The organism is Candidatus Nomurabacteria bacterium (genome assembly GCA_016699365.1).
GTDB lineage: Bacteria > Patescibacteriota > Minisyncoccia > Phycocordibacterales > UBA9973 > CAZLWF01.
In genome coordinates this window covers 178,172-197,701 of sequence record CP064973.1, presented here as the reverse complement: position 1 = coordinate 197,701, position 19,530 = coordinate 178,172, and the positions used below count along the sequence as shown (strand labels likewise).

General features: G+C 36.6%; 24 protein-coding genes. 20 read left to right on the top strand and 4 right to left on the bottom strand.

The genetic code is table 11. The annotated features are described in order from the left end of the window. The first annotated feature begins 129 nt into the window (after nucleotides 1-129). From IPJ63_01065 to rplK, 4 genes are all read left to right on the top strand, one after another. Nucleotides 130-606 (top strand): hypothetical protein, encoded by a 477-nt coding sequence (locus IPJ63_01065; GenBank protein ID QQR76844.1) that lies wholly within the window; start codon nucleotides 130-132, stop codon nucleotides 604-606. A gap of 128 nt (nucleotides 607-734) precedes the next feature. Then, nucleotides 735-917, top strand: a complete 183-nt coding sequence (gene secE / locus IPJ63_01060; GenBank protein ID QQR76843.1) for a preprotein translocase subunit SecE — start codon at nucleotides 735-737, stop codon at nucleotides 915-917. Nucleotides 918-944: 27 nt separating this feature from the next. Further along, nucleotides 945-1,493 (top strand): transcription termination/antitermination factor NusG, encoded by a 549-nt coding sequence (gene nusG / locus IPJ63_01055; protein QQR76842.1) that lies wholly within the window; start codon nucleotides 945-947, stop codon nucleotides 1,491-1,493. 96 nt (nucleotides 1,494-1,589) lie between these two features. Beyond that, on the top strand, nucleotides 1,590-2,012 hold the full coding sequence (rplK, locus tag IPJ63_01050; GenBank protein ID QQR76841.1) for a 50S ribosomal protein L11: 423 nt from the start codon (nucleotides 1,590-1,592) through the stop codon (nucleotides 2,010-2,012). A 76-nt stretch (nucleotides 2,013-2,088) separates the two neighbouring features. Here the strand turns inward: rplK and IPJ63_01045 are convergent, their stop codons facing one another. Continuing rightward, nucleotides 2,089-2,613, bottom strand: a complete 525-nt coding sequence (locus tag IPJ63_01045; protein ID QQR76840.1) for a dihydrofolate reductase — start codon at nucleotides 2,611-2,613, stop codon at nucleotides 2,089-2,091. A gap of 95 nt (nucleotides 2,614-2,708) precedes the next feature. Between IPJ63_01045 and IPJ63_01040 the strand changes: the two genes are divergently transcribed. The 8 genes from IPJ63_01040 to IPJ63_01005 all read left to right on the top strand — a co-directional run bounded on the left by IPJ63_01040 (nucleotide 2,709) and on the right by IPJ63_01005 (nucleotide 11,315). Then, entirely contained in the window at nucleotides 2,709-3,839 is a 1,131-nt protein-coding gene (locus IPJ63_01040; GenBank protein ID QQR76839.1) for a 2'-deoxycytidine 5'-triphosphate deaminase, read from the top strand. Between the two features lie 97 nt (nucleotides 3,840-3,936). Further along, nucleotides 3,937-5,388 carry an FAD-dependent thymidylate synthase gene (locus IPJ63_01035; protein QQR76838.1) on the top strand — a complete coding sequence of 484 codons (1,452 nt, stop codon included), beginning with the start codon at nucleotides 3,937-3,939 and terminating at the stop codon, nucleotides 5,386-5,388. A gap of 78 nt (nucleotides 5,389-5,466) precedes the next feature. Further along, entirely contained in the window at nucleotides 5,467-6,630 is a 1,164-nt protein-coding gene (locus IPJ63_01030) for a serine hydroxymethyltransferase (protein ID QQR76837.1), read from the top strand. Between the two features lie 60 nt (nucleotides 6,631-6,690). Next, the gene (locus IPJ63_01025) at nucleotides 6,691-7,284 is read left to right on the top strand and encodes a hypothetical protein (protein ID QQR76836.1); all 594 of its coding nucleotides are present in this window, start codon (nucleotides 6,691-6,693) and stop codon (nucleotides 7,282-7,284) included. A 91-nt stretch (nucleotides 7,285-7,375) separates the two neighbouring features. Continuing rightward, nucleotides 7,376-8,158, top strand: coding sequence for a hypothetical protein (locus IPJ63_01020; protein QQR76835.1), 783 nt, complete (start codon nucleotides 7,376-7,378; stop codon nucleotides 8,156-8,158). 53 nt (nucleotides 8,159-8,211) lie between these two features. Then, entirely contained in the window at nucleotides 8,212-9,927 is a 1,716-nt protein-coding gene (gene argS, locus IPJ63_01015) for an arginine--tRNA ligase (protein QQR76834.1), read from the top strand. A 44-nt stretch (nucleotides 9,928-9,971) separates the two neighbouring features. Then, nucleotides 9,972-10,667, top strand: a complete 696-nt coding sequence (locus IPJ63_01010; GenBank protein QQR76833.1) for a phosphohydrolase — start codon at nucleotides 9,972-9,974, stop codon at nucleotides 10,665-10,667. A 102-nt stretch (nucleotides 10,668-10,769) separates the two neighbouring features. Further along, nucleotides 10,770-11,315 (top strand): hypothetical protein, encoded by a 546-nt coding sequence (locus IPJ63_01005; GenBank protein QQR76832.1) that lies wholly within the window; start codon nucleotides 10,770-10,772, stop codon nucleotides 11,313-11,315. 33 nt (nucleotides 11,316-11,348) lie between these two features. Here IPJ63_01005 and IPJ63_01000 read toward each other — a convergent pair whose 3' ends face one another. After that, entirely contained in the window at nucleotides 11,349-11,879 is a 531-nt protein-coding gene (locus IPJ63_01000; protein ID QQR76831.1) for a PH domain-containing protein, read from the bottom strand. Then, nucleotides 11,876-12,118, bottom strand: a complete 243-nt coding sequence (locus IPJ63_00995) for a hypothetical protein (protein ID QQR76830.1) — start codon at nucleotides 12,116-12,118, stop codon at nucleotides 11,876-11,878. Before IPJ63_00995 ends, IPJ63_01000 begins: the two co-directional genes overlap by 4 nt. Nucleotides 12,119-12,183: 65 nt before the next feature. On the opposite strand from IPJ63_00995, the gene IPJ63_00990 reads away from it, so the two are divergent. After that, on the top strand, nucleotides 12,184-12,486 hold the full coding sequence (locus IPJ63_00990) for a hypothetical protein (protein ID QQR76829.1): 303 nt from the start codon (nucleotides 12,184-12,186) through the stop codon (nucleotides 12,484-12,486). A gap of 258 nt (nucleotides 12,487-12,744) precedes the next feature. Here the strand turns inward: IPJ63_00990 and IPJ63_00985 are convergent, their stop codons facing one another. Further along, the gene (locus IPJ63_00985; GenBank protein QQR76828.1) at nucleotides 12,745-12,957 is read right to left on the bottom strand and encodes a hypothetical protein; all 213 of its coding nucleotides are present in this window, start codon (nucleotides 12,955-12,957) and stop codon (nucleotides 12,745-12,747) included. Nucleotides 12,958-13,002: 45 nt separating this feature from the next. On the opposite strand from IPJ63_00985, the gene IPJ63_00980 reads away from it, so the two are divergent. From IPJ63_00980 to recO, 7 genes are read left to right on the top strand one after another with little or no spacing between them, the layout of a single operon-like run. After that, a complete protein-coding gene (locus IPJ63_00980; GenBank protein QQR76827.1) occupies nucleotides 13,003-15,345 on the top strand; it encodes a class I tRNA ligase family protein in 2,343 nt (780 codons plus the stop codon). 8 nt (nucleotides 15,346-15,353) lie between these two features. Then, nucleotides 15,354-16,430, top strand: coding sequence for a class I tRNA ligase family protein (locus IPJ63_00975; GenBank protein QQR76826.1), 1,077 nt, complete (start codon nucleotides 15,354-15,356; stop codon nucleotides 16,428-16,430). Nucleotide 16,431: 1 nt separating this feature from the next. After that, nucleotides 16,432-17,013 (top strand): alpha/beta hydrolase, encoded by a 582-nt coding sequence (locus IPJ63_00970; GenBank protein QQR76825.1) that lies wholly within the window; start codon nucleotides 16,432-16,434, stop codon nucleotides 17,011-17,013. A gap of 1 nt (nucleotide 17,014) precedes the next feature. Beyond that, nucleotides 17,015-17,437, top strand: a complete 423-nt coding sequence (locus tag IPJ63_00965; protein QQR76824.1) for a hypothetical protein — start codon at nucleotides 17,015-17,017, stop codon at nucleotides 17,435-17,437. Between the two features lie 45 nt (nucleotides 17,438-17,482). Further along, nucleotides 17,483-18,145, top strand: coding sequence for a hypothetical protein (locus tag IPJ63_00960; protein ID QQR76823.1), 663 nt, complete (start codon nucleotides 17,483-17,485; stop codon nucleotides 18,143-18,145). Between the two features lie 59 nt (nucleotides 18,146-18,204). Then, nucleotides 18,205-18,906, top strand: a complete 702-nt coding sequence (locus tag IPJ63_00955) for a hypothetical protein (GenBank protein QQR76822.1) — start codon at nucleotides 18,205-18,207, stop codon at nucleotides 18,904-18,906. Between the two features lie 34 nt (nucleotides 18,907-18,940). After that, nucleotides 18,941-19,525 carry a DNA repair protein RecO gene (recO, locus tag IPJ63_00950; protein QQR76821.1) on the top strand — a complete coding sequence of 195 codons (585 nt, stop codon included), beginning with the start codon at nucleotides 18,941-18,943 and terminating at the stop codon, nucleotides 19,523-19,525. Nucleotides 19,526-19,530: the final 5 nt, after the last annotated feature.

The following is a 19,530-nucleotide window of genomic DNA, read 5'->3' as shown; positions in this document are numbered from 1 at the left end:
ACTATCCACGTAAAAGTAGATAGTGGTTTTTTATATGGGTATTTTTATTTATCAACATATTTGTAATAGTTGTGTCACAGGGTATAATAGATTAAACAAGCTATTTTCTAATCAAAAAAATAATTCAATTTGGAACCAGGTAGTACCAGCAAGATCATCTTGCCTTATGAAGGACAGGTGATCGACAAAGCAATCGCGTACAAAATCAAGAAAGACCAAAACACGATCCAATTTTTTAATGTTTCAGGTCGCAATGACCACCACAGACGTCCTCGTTCTATAGGAGGGACTTCTCAAAAAAACAATCTTTACAGAAATGCTCCAAAAACAAAACATATTTTGTGGCATGTTCTTTTCGGCACATTGAATGTTCATCAAATTGCAGATGAAATAAATAGAAACAAATATTTCGGCAGCAAGATGATATATGTCGAGCAGATTGGTAACTTGGATATTGTTCTAAAAGAAGGACAATATGGATGTAAAAATATTGAAAAGTTGAAACATGTTTTTGAATTTATGTTTCGCGATGGAAGGACTCACAAGCAAAGGTTGGACACTATAAACCACCTTTGGTTGGACCCCGATTTTATACTAGTTTTGTAAAAAAAGGCCGGAATATTCCGGCCTTTACATTTTGATAGAGTCTGATATACTTGTTAAATAAACGACCCCCCGAAGGGTGTTTTTTTATAAAGAATTTTTTATACAATTAAGCTACCCTAGATAAATATATGAAAATACTAAATTATTTAAGAGAAACAAAAGCAGAGTTAAAACATGTGAATTGGCCAACTAAAAGCCAAGCAATTTTATATACACTTGCAGTTTTGGTTATATCTGGTTTTGTTGCATATTTGCTTGGATTTTTTGATTTTATATTTTCTTCCGGTCTACAAAAGATTTTAATTTATTAATTTTTTAAATAATATCTACTAAACTATATGGCAAAACAAGAAGCACAAGGTGCACGAAACTGGTACGCAATACACACATATTCAGGTTATGAAAATGCTGTTATGCGTAATCTAATGCAGCGTATTGAATCCCTTGGAATGCAAGACAAGATTTTCAACGTTATTGTTCCTGTTGAAAAGAAGATAAAAATAAAGGGTGGCAAAAGAGTTGAGCAGGATGAAAAAGTCTATCCTGGTTATGTTTTAGTAGACATGATAGTTACTGACGACTCATGGTTCGTTGTGCGTAACACTCCGCGTGTTACAGGTTTCGTTGGAGCAGGTGTAAACCCAGTTCCTCTAAACCAAGATGAAGTAAATGCCCTATTCGGTAAAATGGAAGTTGATAAAACTGCAAAACACAACATCAATCTTGATGTTGGAGAAATTATCCGCATCGCAGACGGTCCTTTCAAAGATCTAGAAGGTAGAGTAGATGAGATAGATCATGAAAGAGGTAAAGTAAAAGTACTAGTTTCAATGTTCGGTCGTGAGACTCCGGTTGAACTAGACTTCCTTCAGGTCAAAAAATTATAGCTTTACACATCGCGTATTTTCTGTTAATCTAAACCCGTTACGCGTTAGCTTCAAGGTTGCCTAAAAACCTAAAAATAGGCATTTAAATAAACATTTATGGCAAAGAAAATTATCAAAAAAGTAAAACTACAGGTGCCGGCTGCAAAGGCGACACCAGCTCCACCACTTGGACCAGCACTTGGACAAGCAGGTATAAACATCGGTGACTTCGTTACTAAGTTTAATGCTGCTACATCTAGTATGGCTGGGGACATTGTCGGAGTACAAATATCTGTTTACGAAGACAGAACTTATGATTTCGTAATCAAAACTCCACCAGTAGCAGGACTTATATTTAAAGCCGCTGGAATCGAGAAGGGTTCTGGAAGACCAAACACTTCAAAAGCTGGAAAGATTACAAAAGCTCAAGTTCGAGAAATTGCAGAAAAGAAACTAGTAGACTTGAATGCAAAAGATATCGAAGGAGCAATGAAAATCGTAGAAGGTTCAGCACGCTCAGCAGGAATCGACGTTATATAAATAAAAAAACACCCTCACACAAATGTGAGGGTGTTTTTTTATAAAAAATTAAAAGCAGTCGAGATGACTGCTTTTTTTATTTATTTTTTTCGATCGTTATGAACTGGTAGTCCAGGTCACCTTCCTCATAATGAAAGGAAGACGAATCCGTAATTTTTCCAAAGTTCTCAAATTCTGGGAAAAATGTGTCGGCTTTTTCTTTACCTTTTATTAGAGTTAATTCAAGTCGATCTACAACCCCGCTATTTATAGCTTCTTTGTAGATTTGTCCTCCTCCAATTATGAACACATCTTCGTCGTTTAGTGTGCTCGCATATTTTATCGCTTCAGCAAGTGATTCCACAACTTCCACATCTTTATGTGGTTTAAATTGTGGGTTTTTACTTATAACAATATTTTTTCTTCCAGGAAGTGGACGAAAATCATCCGGTAATGATTCATAGGTCAATCTACCCATAATCACTGGATGCCCTAAAGTTAATTTTTTTAAACGCTTTATGTCAGGTGGAAGCCTGAAGAGTAATTTATTGTCTTTGCCTATACCTCTATTGAGTTTCGGATTATCCGAACTCTGTAGCGCGGCTACGATTGTAATTTTCATATAACATATTTTCTTAGGCTGAGAGTACCACATAATGTATCTTTTGTATACATTCAAAAAACTATTGAATTGCAATTTGGGTCTTTTGTGTTAATGTGAAAAAAACAGTAAATTTGATGAAAAATATTGAAAGTTCTAGAGGGGCATTGCCCGCACAGCACTTAAGCGTGCTCGCTGAAAACAGATTTATTATTGGTCTTAAAAAAGACAACATAAAGCCAGCTTCGATTGACTTGTCTATATCCGGTGAGATTTATGAAGTTAAAAATTCTTTTCAGGTTCCCGAGAATAAAACAGTATGGGAAACTATAAATGAAGTCGGTTATATAAAACATTCCATCGATAAACCCATCAGGGTAAATCGCACATATGTTGCAAAATTAAACGAAAGTTTGGATTTGCCTCAAAATGTTTATGGATATGCAAATCCTAAATCAACATCCGGTAGATTAGATTTGCATGTTAGATTATTGGCTGATTGTATATCGCCATACGACTCTATTTACAGAAAAGGATGGAAAGGAGATTTGTGGGTTCTTATAAAGCCAAAATCTTTTAATATAAAACTTTATCCGAATATTTCTCTAAACCAATTACGTCTTTGTTATAGCGATACACGCATTGGGGGATTTGAATTAGAGTCTCTGATGCAGAGTCCGGGTGTACTTTTTGATCCCAATACAAACAATCGAATTGGGTTAAAAGAAATGCAAGCCAAAGATAACCAAAGATCGGTCATCTTAACTATTGATGCCATTTCTACTGATATACCACTTGGATATGTCGCAAATAATGATAAAGATCTTGTGATCGATATCAAGAGTACCTACAAGACAGAAGATTTCTTTAAGACAGTTGAAAGCAAGAATAATATGATTATTCTTCAGGTTGGGAAATTCTATATTCTCTCATCATATGAGCACGTTGTGGTTCCGGTTGGTTATGCAAGTGAGATGGCGTCTATCGATGATCGTTTCGGAGAATTTCGTTCACACTATGCTGGATTTATTGATCCGGGTTGGGGTGTTGGAGAAGATGGGAAAGGTTTCGGAAGACCGCTTACGCTCGAAGTAAGAGCCTTTGAAAGTATGGTAGTTCGCCATCGCCAGCCGATTGCTCGACTCAAGTATGAGCATTTGGCTGAGATTCCAAACATACACTACGATTCGATTCCTTCAAATTATACTCGCCAGATCAAGGCGAAACTTGCAAAACAATTTATTTAAATTTAATCCGTCCCGATTTTGGGGCGGATTTTCTTTTGTTGACTTGGGTAGAGAATTAAGGTAGAAATAAGACAAATTTCACCAAAATTAAATATAGATGAAAAAAGAAATCAACCCAATTGTCCAGAATAAAATGGATGGTTTACTCGCGTCTGTTCCAGAGGAAAGACGTGAAGAAGTAGAAAAATTATTGCATACAATCTCTGCCGAAGAGACAGATACGGGTGCGATAGTGGCATTGTTTAATCTTCCAAGTCCGGAAGACAGTGCGATGCTTCAGTCGCTCAATTCCAGAAGTTCCGGTGGTATGTTTGTGAATTTGCGTAAAGTTTTACTCAAAGGCTCAAGTGATTTCATGGAAAGTTTCTATGTAAATTATGGAGACAAATCAATCGGAGATTGTGGTACTGTTACCATTTATCTCGACGGCATATCTATGATTGCTGCAAAGCAACTTCAGAACTGGCCACTTTATAGTGGACAGGAAACTAGTACGAGATATGTTGCGATGACCAAGCTTGGTTGTTATGACCCTATTGATTTAGAAAACACTAGAATGATCATCGATATGCTGATGGATTTCTACGAAGAAGGCATCAGGGTATTACCTGAATATCTTAAGGCTCGTTTTCCTATGGATCCTAAGCCTTCAGATAAAACAGATGGGGAGCATAAAGCTCAGTACGAGAAGACTATTAATGCAAAGATGTATGATATCCTCGGGGCATTTTTGCCCGCTGGTGCCCGCACCAATGCTTCAATACATATGAACCTGAGACAGATTGATGAACAGCAAAGATTGTTAGTTTACAATCCATCAGGTGAAGTTTCGGGTATAGCGGAAAATATTTTGAATGTTCTGAAATCAAATTTTCCAGCAACATACACAAAGAAGAAAAGCTATCCTGAGCAAGAAGAATACTGGAAGATGTGTGCAGAAGATTTATGTTACTTTGATCCTGACGATACTACTTGGCCAGAATTTCAAATGTGGGGCACAGTACACATGACGGACTTCAGGAAATATCAAAAATACATCGACGCACGCCCTAAAAAGACTGAGCTTCCAAAAGTCATGGGTAAGTTAGGAGATATTCACTTCAAGACTCTTTTGGACTATCGCTCTTTCAGAGATATTCAGCGCCAACGAAATGGTATTACAGAGATTCCGTTGTTGACGATTAAATATGGTTTTGAAAACTGGTACTTGAAACAGTTACCTGAGAACCTCAAAGATCGTGCCATATCTCTTTTGAGAGAGGTTGAAAAGTTGGTATTCGAACTCAGTACTCAAATTTCAAAATTTGATTTGCAGTATTTTATTCCAATGGGCTACAAGTGTCCGTGCGAATTCTCCCGTAATCTGGTTTCAGAGGTGTTTGTGCAGGAACTTCGCACTGGTCTTGCTGTACATCCGACCGTGCGCAATATGGAAAAGAAATGTGCAGAGTGGATGATGAGAGAGTTTCCAGATTTGAAGCTTCACGTAGAGATGTCCGATAGTGAATGGGATATGAAGCGTGGATTGCATGATATTGTTGAAAAATAAAATAACCAAAACCCCGATTTTCGGGGTTTTATTTTTTACTTATTCTTTTTTTGATTACATGCTAATATCTAAAACATAATGAAAGACTTACAGATTGGAAAACTAATATCAGAAGAAAAAAAGCGCCAGAAGAGTGTAATCAATCTTGTTGCTTCAGAGAACTATGTTTCAAAAGATGTTTTGGAAGCACTCGGTAGTGAGCTTACAAACAAATATGCAGAAGGTTATCCTGGGAAAAGGTATTATGGAGGCAATGAAACAATAGACAAGATTGAAAAATTGGCGCAGGAGCGAGCTTTGAAGCTATTTAAATTAAATAAGGACGAGTGGGGAGTGAATGTTCAGGCCTTGTCTGGGTCTCCGGCAAACTTGGCAGTCTATACTGCGCTTGTTCCAAAAGGGGGGAAAATATTTGGTATGTCACTTGAAAGTGGAGGGCATCTGACACATGGCCACAAGGTTTCAGCATCAGGAATTTTTTGGAAACAAGTTCCGTACTCAGTAGATAAAGATAAAGAAGTTTTAGATTATGAGGATTTGAAACGTGAAGCCGCACTCCACAAACCAGATATAATCGTCGCTGGGTTTACTGCATATCCAAGAATTGTTGATTGGGAAAAATTTCGTCATATTGCTGATTCTGTCGGAGCTTTACTTTTGGTGGACATGTCACACATAGCAGGTCTTGTAGCCGGCGGTGTTTATCCTAGTCCTTTTAAATACGCAGATATTGTAACCACTACAACTCATAAAACATTGCGGGGTCCGCGTGGTGCAATAATTTTTTCCAAAAAACAATACGCAGAAAAAATAGACAAAGCAGTTTTTCCAGGTTTGCAAGGTGGTCCGCATGAAAACCAGATTGCCGCTATCGCAGTAGCGCTAAAAGAAGCGAGTACACCTAGTTTTAAAAAATACGCAAAACAAGTTATAAAAAATTCAAAAGCTTTAGCGGTTGAATTAAAGAAACTTGGTTGGAGGATTGTGTCTGGTGGTACAGATTCACATTTGATACTGGTTGATACATGGATGAATGGAAAAGGTATTTCAGGAAAAGAGGCGAGCGAGCGTTTGGAGAAAACTGGAATTATTGTAAATAAAAATACAATTCCGTTTGAACTTCGTTCACCATTTGACCCATCCGGCATCAGGCTCGGCACAGCAGCCGAAACTACGATAGGAAAAACAGAGAAAGATATGATAAAAATCGCCCAAAAAATCAACACAGTTTTAAGGAAGTAGCAATACTTCCTTTTTGTTTATTTGTAGTATAAATGTCTATGAAACAAAAACTGCTCTTTTATGAAGAAAGGTATATTTTTTACTTTAATGGGTGTGACCAATCTTGGTAAGACTACTCAACTTATTCGTTTGACTGAAAAATTAATTAACAAAGGCAAGAGTTTTGCATATGTTAAATATCCGATTTATAGTCTTGAGCCGACAGGTCCTTCTATACATAAGTGTCTGAAACAGGGCAATCCTAATAATATTTCTGCTCTTGGTTTGCAGGAGTTAAATGTTCAGAATAGATCTGATTTTGAGCCAAGACTAAAAGAAATGTTAAGCTCTCTTGATATTGTGATTGCAGAGATGTATACCGGAACTGGTATTGCATACGGGACAGGTGACGGCCTCAATAAGGATCATATGATAGAGATAAATAAGCACCTACTCCTGCCCACAGTTTCAGTTCTTCTCGACGGCAAGAGATTTATGGATAGCGTAGAAGCGGGGCATCGTTTTGAAACAGACGATGAAAAAACTGAAAGAATCCGGCTTATACACCTGGATCTAGCCAAAGAATTTAACTGGAGTATTGTAAATGCCAATAGATCAGTCGAAGAAGTTCATGATGATATTTGGGAAATAGTTTCTCCATTTCTCGTTAAGTAAAACAAATCCCCCGAAATCGGGGGATTTTTATTTTGTATTTTAATGGTTTACATTTATCTAGTTTCTTGTATAGTGTTAAAAAAAGCACAAAATGGCTAGAAAAAAAAGACGCTTTCTAAAAAAGAGAATTCTTAAAGACTCTGACAGAAAACTCGCAAGTATAATTCTGAGATCCATAGTAGAGTCCAGTAAGCCCAGACTCTCTATAACAGAAACAGAAATTTTGTACTCTGGGAAAAAGGGTTCTAGGGCAAAATATAGAGTTATGTGTAGAGCTTTGCTGTGTATCAAGTTGCTTGAGCATCTTGAAAAGGTCTTAATTTTGAAGGATATAAGTACTCTTTTGGGATTTGATAAAGAAGCAAGAAGTACGCATTCGATGTTGATTTTCTACAAGAATAAGTACAAAGAGTATAATCCTCTTGATAGTTGGAATGTTGAATTTTTCATACTGAAAGATTTACTCGATAAATTTTTGAGTGAAGACTTTGAGTATTATGAATATCTTTTATCTGAAGGTTTTACTTTGGAAGAGAAAAAAGACGGCAATTCTATTTTTCAGATTCATCACAATAGGGAAGTAGAGGTATACAAGCCAGAAATTGAAAAATCTTTTCCAATCGAGCGGTTTAAAGAGGCGATTCAAATAGATCAGTATGGCGATGAGTCTTCTGGAATGCGAATTGAATCTTTGAGCAAAATGCTCGTCGATTTATTTGATAGGCAGAAAATTAAACACCAAAGATATAAGTATTACAAGAACAAAATACCTGTATCTGTTATAAAAATTTTTCTAGAAAGTCAAAAATACGAAACTTCTTATATTGAAGAAGTGGTGAAAAAACTGGACAAGCCTAAAGTCAAAATTTTTTAAAAACAAAACTCCCATAACAGGAGTTTTTTCTTTTTTATGATAGAATCTCGATTATGGTAGTACTAGATGTTTTAAGTGAAAAAATAAAGGCCAGAGTAGCGGTCTTGGGGATAGAATCTATAGATATAAACTGGGAACACCCGGCAGATTTGTCGAACGGTGATTATTCTACAAACATAGCTCTAATTGCTTCAAAAAAGGTTGGTAAGAATCCAAAAGAAGTGGCTCAGGAAATTGTCGATTCGATAAAGTCTGATTTACCAAAAGAGATAGACAGGGTAGAAGTCGCGGGTGCTGGGTTTATAAATATTTATTTGTCCCATCAATTTTTTATACAATCAATCGACCATATTTTTAATGATCAAAATTTTGGTAAAACAGATACTCTTTCTGGTAAAAAGGTGATAATAGAATATACAGACCCAAATCCATTCAAAGAATTTCATATAGGACACCTGATGAGCAATACAATAGGTGAGACACTTTCTCGCATAATTGAATGGAATGGGGCAGAAATAAAACGTGCGTGTTACCAAGGTGACGTAGGGTTGCATGTAGCAAAAGCAATTTTTGGGATGATTGAAAATAAAGACAGCTTGCCGAGTGAAGAGGCTCCAATCGAGGTTTGGGCGAAATTCTTGGGTTCTTGCTATGCGCTCGGTTCAAAACTTGAGGGGGATACCGAAGAGGATAAAAATACAATCAAAGATTTTAATAAAAAAATATATGATAGGTCTGATTCTGAAATAAATAGATTCTATGACCTTGGAAGAGCAAAGAGTTTGGAATATTTTGAAGAGATATATAAAAAGCTTGGAACAAAATTTGATTTTTATTTCTTTGAAAGTAAAACTGGAGAATTTGGTAAAGATATAGTTTTGTCCAACATAGAAAACGGGGTTTTTGAAAATGGTGAAAATGGTGCGATTGTTTTTAAGGGCGAGAAATATAACCCAAAACTCCATACTCGTGTTTTTATAAATTCCCAAGGTCTTCCAACATACGAAGCAAAAGAATTGGGTCTTTCAAAGATTAAATTTGATACTTACGGCTACGATGAATCAATCGTAGTAACAGGCAATGAGATCAATGACTATTTTCGTGTGTTACTCGAAGCAATGAATCAAGTATTTCCAGACTTAGCCAAAAAAACCAAACATATATCCCACGGGATGCTCCGTCTTCCTACAGGTAAGATGTCTTCTCGTACTGGAGATGTAGTAACGGGGGATTCCTTGCTTTCTGATATTGGAGAAAAAGTAGCAGAAAAAATGAAAGAGAGTAACAGAGCAGAAGACAAAAATCTTGTGAATGATATTGCAGTTTCAGCTTTGAAATATTCCGTCTTAAAACAAGCGACAGGTAGAGATATAATTTTTGATTTTGATAAATCACTTTCTTTTGAAGGTGATTCAGGGCCATATCTTTCCTATTCTCATGCTCGCGCTAGGTCAATTATAGAAAAGGCAAAAACGGCTTCTATAGAAATTTCCGCCGATAGTCCTACAGAAAGTATTTTTGAGATAGAAAGACTGTTGTACAGATTCCCAGAAGTTGTGGCAATGGCTTACAAAGAATACGCTCCACATGCGATTGCTTCATATTTGGTAGAGCTTGCTCGCAGTTTCAATTCTTTTTATGCCGAGACTCAGATAGTGGATGACACAGACAAAACAAGTGGCTATAAAGTCATGATAACAAGTGCCTTTGCGACAATTCAAAAGAACGGTTTATATATCTTAGGCATAAAAGCTCCAGAAAAAATGTAGACTAATTCGGCACAATCTGTTATTGTTCTAAAAAAGTTATTTAAATGGACAAAAACAAATTGATGATTGATTGTTTTAGATTGCTTATGCCTCACATAGGCGAACATGACAAATCTCATGATCTTGAGCATATGCGGCGTGTATTTAACCTCGGAATGCGAATAGCAAAGAGCGAGACAATACAAGTAACTGATTATGATATTTTGATCCCCGCACTTATTTTTCACGACTCGGTAATTTTCCGTAAGGATGACCCAAGGAACAATCTTGCACCTAGTAAGAGCGCGGACTTGGCGGAAGTCTTACTAAAAAGTGTCCCTGGATACCCAGAGATAAAAATAAAAAGAGTCAAAGATTGCATACAAGAATGCTCTTTTTCAAACGGCATTGAACCATCTACCTGGGAATCCGCAATTTTACAAGACGCAGACAAGCTTGAAAGTGTTGGAGCTCTTGCTATTATGCGTACTTTTAGTTCTGGTGGAGAGATGAACAGGCCGTTTTATAATCCGCTTGATCCTCTGTGTGCAGGTGAAGTAACCGAAAAAGTTGGTGCAAGCATAGAATTGTTTAAGAAAAGACTTTTTGTTGTAGCTAAAACAATGAGTACAAACGAAGGCAAAAGACTTGCCCAAAAGAGAGTTACTTTCCTTCGTTCCTTCTGGGAGCGTTACAAGGAGGAGCTTATCGAAGGGGGTATTATAGATGAAAAGCTAGAACCCCTAGAAACAGAATATTAGACCTAAAAACCGTCCCACATTTGTGAGACGGTTTTAATATTGGACTAAAATCATATTATGTGTTAATATAACACTGATAAAGTTCACCAAAAAAAACAAAAAATGAATCAAATCGAAAAAGCTCGGATTGAGGAAAAAAACCCTCTCACAAAAAATGAAAGGAATAACCTTTTCATTGGGTTAGTAGCCCTGGTTTTAACATGTATATCCCTAAATAATTTTACACTTGCGGAAAATATACAGCAGTTGTTGTTGCCTATAATTGCAACTATTGGTTTTGGAATAGTCACACTTATTTTTTTCAAAAAATCCATCTTTGCAAGAGATGCGAAAATAAAAAAAGAGATTGTGATGGCCACTCTAGACGAGATATTTTACACCGAAAATCCTCGTCATCCAGATGGACTTACCATGACCACAGACAATCCGCAGAAACATATTTATTGGAATGATATGCTGCATGAGGTACGCCGATACAATCTTGTCGCCACAAACGACCACAAGATAAAATCAATCATGCTTATAACATCTAACAGTACACCTGTTACATATGGCTACAGAATAATCTACGGGTTCGAAGACCAACAGAAGGTTGTCGATACGCATAGTTACAACTCTATGTGCTCGTACGAACTTTTTCTGTTTTAAAAAATAAAACCACCTTTTTAATGGGTGGTTTTTCTAATTTTCTATTCTAACAGTTTTTATTTCGTTGGCTTTTACTCGAACTACAGTCAGTATTCTCTCCTTCATTTTTTCAGGATTCTGAGCGTGTGGTATATGGAACTCATGAGTTTCACCAGCAGTTTGTACAGAAACATTTCCACTACTGATAATCTCCTCAATTATTCCAGATACAGCTACGGTCACATCCTGTATTTTATCAATCTGCAGAGTAGATATTCTACGAGAAAAAAGTCCAAACTGTTCCACATCTATGAGTCGCTCAGATGTGAGTATCCATATATCAAGTAGATAGTTTGTGATCGAAACAAAGAATCCAACCCATACAAACACCAGCCACAGACTATAAAAGAGTTCATACAGAGGCACAAACCGCTCGGGGATAGAAATATCGAAGTATATCCCACCAAAATATACCATCAGGTAGGGAAGTATTGCGATTAGTGCAAACATCAGAGCCTCTAGTCCGAGATAAAACCAATGTTTGCGAAATACTGCTATTTTCTTTTCTCCAGGATTTAATTTCATACACCGATAAATGTTTGTAATTTTTGATAAATATTACTGATTAATATAAATACTCCGATTCCGTAGACAGTAAACAAAACAATACCGCCTAATATATTTTCAGCATATTGTTTCCAATGAAGTATCATAATTAGAGATATAAATATAACTATAAGTACAATCACCCAAAAAACAAAAATTATATTTTCAGGATTAGTTATATATCCAAGTATATTTTGAGAAAAAGACAAGAGATCCATGTAGCTATTGTAACACTGTTGACTTAATGTGCGCCAGGATATATAGTTTCGGAAATCGTAGAATTATGGAAAAATTATACACACAGACTGAAATCGATGAGCTCGAGAAAGAATTTAAAAGAACTTCAGCTCAGTTTCTATCTGCTGAAGATTTAAAAAGATTTTTTAAATCAAAATATGAACTTTTAAAAAAACCAGTTGGCGTACCAGGAGCAAAGCATTTATTTGATTTATTCCTTGCTTCAGATGATGATGAGTATGCGTTTGATCTGTGGCATGAATTGTATTTCGACAACAATGACAATTTATTGATTACTGATAAATCTGCAGAAATAGCTTGGCGTTCGCTTTACCCCAAATTGAATTGAAATTTAAAACCCCGGAATTCCGGGGTTTTGTTTTATTGCATTTTTTCTCATTTTATATAGTATAAGTGTATAAGCGCGATTAGGAGATATCAACTCCAATGCTCTGGGAAGAAATTAAGTAGACCCCAGCGGGCAAGCCCGTAAAAGCTGTAATAAGCCCGAAAGGGGAACCGAGGTGGTACCACGATTTCTTGGATAAAAAAAGAAACTCGTCCTTGAATTATGACTTTTGTCGTAATTTTAGGACGAGTTTTTTGTTTAGAATACATGTGGATCATTCTTTTTGTCATCTTTATCACTAAAGTATCTTGATATGGCAAAAAGTATACCCATTATTATTCCTTCAAAGAGGACTGCTTCCCAAGGAACTTTTTTCATTTGATCATCAAATAAAGCTGTTACTCCTACAATAAGCAGTGTAATTATTATGCCGCCAATTGTGCCAAAGATGAAATTTATAATATGTTTCATACAATATTTTTTTTAAAATTACCATCTATAATATAATTTGTCAATATGTCAGAAGAAAACCAAAAACCAAATAAATCCGAATCAGCTTTAAGAGAAGAAGCAGTTTTGAAATTGTGGCAGGAGAAAGATATTTTCAGTAAAACCCTTGCAAAGGATTCTCCAGAAGGGGAGTTCGTATTCTTCGACGGACCTCCGACTGCAAACGGTATGCCAGGACTGCACCATCTCGAACCTCGCTGTTTCAAAGATGCTATACCTCGATACAAAACTATGCGAGGGTACCATGTTCGTCGCAAAGGTGGCTGGGACACACATGGACTTCCTGTGGAGCTCCAGGTCGAGAAAGAACTGGGTCTCAAATCCAAAAAGGAAATCGAGGAATATGGTGTAGAGAAATTCAATCAGAAGTGCCGTGAATCTGTCTGGAAATATATCGACGAATGGGAAAAGTTCACTGACCGTGTTGCATACTGGGTGGACCACAAGAATCCATATGTCACGTATCACAATTCATATATCGAATCTGTGTGGAATATTTTGGCAGAAACAGAAAAGAAAAAACTTTTATACAAAGACTACAAAGTTCTTCCTTGGTGTCCACGTTGTGGAACTGCACTTTCTTCGCATGAGCTCGCACAAGGATATCAAGATGACAAAGATTTATCGGTGACTGCAAAGTTTAAAGTTGTTGGTCAGGAGAATACATATTTTCTAGCATGGACTACAACTCCGTGGACACTTCCGGGAAACGTAGGTCTTGCGGTGGGGGAGAATATCGATTATGTAAAAATAAAAAAAGAAAACGATATTCTGATTCTTGCTAAAGAAAGACTCTCTATAGTCGAAGGTGAATATGAAATCATAGAGGAATTGAAAGGCAAAGCATTTGTTGGATTATCATATGAATCACTGTATTCGTATTTCAAAAATCTTGCTCCAAAAGATATAGATATGAAAAATGCATACAAAGTGCATTCTGCAGACTTCGTTACAACTACTGACGGAACAGGTTTGGTGCACACCGCAGTCATGTACGGACAAGTAGACTTCGAACTCGGAACAAAAGTCGGTATGCCGAAGTTCCATTTGGTAAAAGAAGATGGACATTTCTTGGAAGGTATGGATTTTCTGTCAGGACGATTTGTAAAGGATGAAGAAGTTGCGATAGATATCATTAAGGACCTCGCACACCGGGGGCTTCTATTCAAGAAAGAAAAATACGAGCACTCATATCCACACTGCTGGAGATGCAAAACTCCGCTTATATATTATGCGCGGGATTCTTGGTATATCGGAATGTCAAAACTCAGGAATCAATTACTTAAAGAAAACGATAGTATTAAATGGGAACCAAGTCATATAAAAGACGGACGTTTTGGTGAATGGCTTCGTGAAGTAAAAGACTGGGCGATATCTCGTGAGCGGTATTGGGGAACCCCACTTCCGATATGGGAGGCAGAAGACGGCGAGCGAATAGTTGTCGACTCTGTCGATACACTCAAGAAATATACAAAGAAAAGTGGAAATAAATATTTTGTAATGCGGCATGGAGAATCTGACAATAATCTAACTGGTTCAATAAGTGTAAATAAAGATGCAAAAGACCATATAAATGAAAATGGTAAGCTGCAGGTAAAAAAATATGCAGAGATGTTGAAGTCTGAAAAAATAGATTTTATTGTTTCTTCGCCATTTATCAGAACCAAAGAAACATCTAGTATTGTAAAAGATGTTCTAGGGTTAGATGAAAAAAGTATTTCTTATCATGATGAGCTGGGAGAATTTAATCCTGGAGATTTTGGTGGAACAAAATGGTCAGAATTCCACAAAGCTTTACCTAAAATACCAGAAAATTTCGATAAGAAAATGCCTGGAGGGGAATCTCATAATGAAATAAAGAAAAGAGTAACAAATTTTCTGTATGAACTAGATAGTAAATATGCTGGAAAAAATATTCTTATAGTCACACATGGTGGGCCAGCATGGCTACTCTTTTCTGGTGCAAGCGGATATACACCAGAAGAATCTTTAAGAATAGTTCAAAAAGAAAGCGAATATAGATATTTACAAAATGGAGAATTTAGAAAATTAGATTTTACTCCTCTTCCTCACAACGAAAACTTTGAACTCGACTTACATAAGCCATTTATCGACTCTGTTGAATTAGAAAAAGACGGTAAAAAGTTCAAGCGTGTAAAAGAGGTTATGGATGTGTGGTTCGACTCTGGTGCGATGCCTTTCGCGCAAGACAACTATCCATTTGGAAATGACAAAAATGTTTTTCAGCCTAAAAAGGATTCTTCAAAAAGACTCGTGGTTATCCAGCAGATTTCATCTGTGAGGCCATCGACCAGACTCGAGGGTGGTTCTATACACTTCACGCCATAGGAGCGCTTATGGGCACTGGCAAGGCATACAAGAATGTAATCTGTCTTGGGCACATCCTAGACGCAGAGGGCAAGAAAATGAGTAAGTCACTTGGCAACATCGTGGAGCCTTGGGAGATGATAGAGAAGTATGGTGCAGATACACTCAGATTGTGGATGTATTCTGTAAACCAGCCAGGAGACTCAAAAAACTTCGACGAGAAAACAGTGCTTGATCTTCATCGTAAGTTCTTCGGACTTCTATACAACGTACTAGCTTTCTATGAACTTTATCGAGAAAGAGATGCTGAGATAGATGCAGAAAAAGAAGTTAGATCTACAACAATTGTTTTGGATCAATGGATTCTCGCTAGGCTAGACCAGCTTGTAGAACTTTCAACAAATAACCTAGACAATTTCAAGCTTCTCGAACCTGTGCGTGCAACACGCGACTTTATCGACGACTTTTCGACTTGGTACCTTCGCCGTTCACGAGACAGATTGAAAGACGGGTCACTTTCAGCAAAGATGACTATGTATGTTGTATTAAAAACATTGGCGAAAATTATTGCACCATTTGCACCATTTAGTGCAGAGGACATGTGGCAGAAATTGAAACTTGAGAGTGATGTCGAGTCAGTTCATTTGTGTGATTGGCCAAAAGCAGGAAAAATAAATAAAGAAATAATATCAGAGATGCAAAAAGTTCGAGATCTTTGTACTGAAGGAAATTCTATTCGAAAAAAATTAAATATTCCTCTAAGACAGCCACTCGCTACTTTCTTTGTAAAAGAAAAATTATCTTCTGAGTTTGTAGAAATAATAAAAGACGAGCTAAATGTAAAAGATGTTGAAGTTGGAAGTGAAGTTTCATTCGACACAAATATAACTCCCGAACTAAAACGTGAAGGAGACTATCGTGAGCTACTCCGCTCTATCCAAGACATGCGAAAAGAAAAAGGCTTGAAACCTAGTGATGTTATTAAGCTTACGCTTGCAAATGAATACAAGGAAACAGTTCAAGGGTTTGAAGAAGATTTGAAAAAGACCGCAGGAGTTTCGGATATCACATTTGGAGATGGTGAGGAAAAGATTAGAATAAACTAATATGAAAAGAATCATAATTGCACACGGTTGGGGTGGTAGTCCTGATGAGTCAATGCTCAAATGGATCAGGGAATCTATGGAAAGCGAGGGTTGCGAGGTCATAGCGCCTCTTATGCCACATCCTGATACACCGACAATAGAAGACTGGGTTCCTGCACTAGGAAATTCAGTAGGGCTCCCAGATGAAGATACTTATTTTGTCGGACACAGTGTGGGCTGTCAGACGACGCTTCGATATATTGCAACTCTCCCAGAGAATATAAAAATCGGAGGTATTTTACTTATTGCACCGTGGTTTGTATTCACCTTAGAGAGTCTAGATGATGGAGAATCTCCAGATATTGCGACACCTTGGTTAAAAACTCCGATCAGTTTCAATCACATCCGTATACACACTGATAAAATCGCAGGTATTTTTTCCGACAATGATCCGTATGTATTGCTCACAGAAAATAAAATTTTACTTGAAAAAGAATTGAATGCGGAAACTATCACGCTTCACGAGCGAGGTCATTTTACAGGATTAGATAATGTGCGCGAACTTCCGGAAGCATTAGATGTATTAAGAGAAATGATGAAATAGTATGAAACATACCCCACTTCTAATCAGGACAGTCGAAGAAATAAAGTCTATTTTTAAATGTAGAACATACCATGTTGAATATGCTTTTGTTTTGATTGCTCTGCTTTTTGTCGGAGCAGTTTCAGGAAAAGGTCCGATCGAGTGGCTCGGTGTACTCGCAGTATTTTTCACATTTTGTCACACATCTATTGCTAGTCGCCTCGAGGAGCGGGAAGAGCACAAGAAAAAGACAACAAGTATTGCCGATGTACACTGTTATTACAAACTCAATTATTATTTTTATGCGAAAGAACTTTGCTGGTTTTTATATTTTCTAATTCTCGGTGCATACTCAGCGCTCGCTGGTGTACTCATATTCCTACTCTACACTCCATGGAGAAAATACTGGCGCAAATACCACCCTATAAATATAGATTCCAAATAGATTGACAAGCATATCTTTTTAGAGTACTTTGATAAAAAAAGTACTATGAAAAAAACAGTAACAACCCTCTTATTTTTTCTGTTTTTAGTTACTTCTGCTTCGGCAGAATTGGACCCTGAATATGGTGTACCAAGGTATATCATCAGGACTAAGCCAAAATATATTTCGGCAGAAGATGCAGCATTTTTGTTCAAAAATCAAGGTGAGCAACTCGTCGTAACTTTTGTAGAAAGAGAGCGAGAATACGCCAAAGTTTTAGGATTACCTATTTTCCCAAAAAAAGTTTGGAATATACGATACGAAAAGTCGTACAATTTCAATAAAGGTTGGAATACTATTTATACCAACGAAGTTGGTCGAGAATTAGCAAAAGGACAATACAATGTCTGGATCGCAATATTTATTTGGTCTTTTATTGTACTATGGGTATCTGATAGGTTTTCTTCCAACGGAATATTTGGTGTTAGAAATAGAAAGGCTTATGACAAAGTAAGTCTATCTGCTGGGATTGTATTCTTTTTGTTTATGATTTTATTTTTTAGGTTCGTAGACTTTTTAGGACTGCAATCCTCTTTGTATGTCAATTTAGATCTTGTTTCTATATTATTTCTCTGGGGAGCAATGGTAGTTACAATTATTTATCGGAACTACAAAGTTCCGGCTGAAAAGAAATCTCAAAAAATAGATCAGAAACCAATAGGTGTATGATAAAAAAACCGCTCTATGAGCGGTTTTCCTTTATTTTTTTGACTGATATAATAAGGTATATGAAAAATTTTATCTCAAAGTCTTTCCTACCAGAGCAGTCTGAGGAAGACCCAGAACCGAAACACCACAAACATAAATATGTTCCAATAGACGAAGTTCATGACCAAGCAGATGACTCCTGGAAAAGGTATGGGGAAGGTCTAAGTGCTCATAGTAATGCAGATATTTATGTAGGGGAACTTGAAGATGACAGAGTAAGTTTGGAAAACACTGAACAGAAAAAATCTGCATTTTATTTTGAAGGTCATTATCTTGATATGGATGATCCGTATGACAGGGCTTTTTATAATGCTAAAAAAGCTGGATCTGAAGAAAAAGAAAAAATTGAAGAGGAAATTAAGCCCGACGATAATTTATCAGAAATGGACAAGATTGAAGCGTCTCACTTGGGTCTTTTAAGGCAACCACTGGCTCCTAATAGTGGCAATGATGGTTGGAGAGAAAAAGTGAGGCATCATTCAAAAAGATTAGAAAATTTAAAAACACTAAACAAATCTGACCCAAAGAAAATTGAAAGAGCTTATAGAGGAGAGCTTGCAAAATCGAAACAAGATTTAGTTTTTGGGGATATGAAAGACAAAGAAAAATATATCGATAGAGAAACTCTGCATCAAGATAATATTTCAGATTTTTTAGATACACATCATAAAGAGCTCGAAGATACTTTTGAAGAATCAGACAATAAATACAATTCCTGGTAATATTTTTCTGTGTCTGATTATTATTTTCTAATATATGCATCATATACACCACACCCACGCAATCATTCTAGGTAGTAAAAATCTTGGTGAATCAAACAAGACCTTGTATTTATATACACGTGAGCTGGGTTTAATTAGTGCAAGGGTGCAAAGTATACGCAAGGAGAGTTCCAAGCTTCGATATGCTTTACAGGATTATTCATATGCTGAAATCGATCTTGTTAGAGGCAAAGATGTATGGAGAGTAACAACAGCCGTTGCTAGAGAGTCTTTTAGTCATACTTATAGAGATTTACAGGCTTTTTCTACGATAAAACAAATTGCTTCTTTAGTTATACGCCTGTGCGCAGGGGAAGAGAAAAATGAAAAAATTTTTGAAGACCTACTTTTTGGCCTACGTTTTTATAATCAAGAAAATTTAAGCATAGAAAACAAACAAAAAACGGAATTGGTTTTGGTTTTGCGCATTCTTCATCATCTTGGGTATATTGGTGATGTCGAAAAATTTGCTCCAATTTTGGATGATGTATTTGATCCAAACAGAGAAATCTATCAGAAGCTTGAAAAGAAAACTATATTGTTTGAGATCAATCGAGCTCTAAAAGAGAGTCATCTCTAATTTAT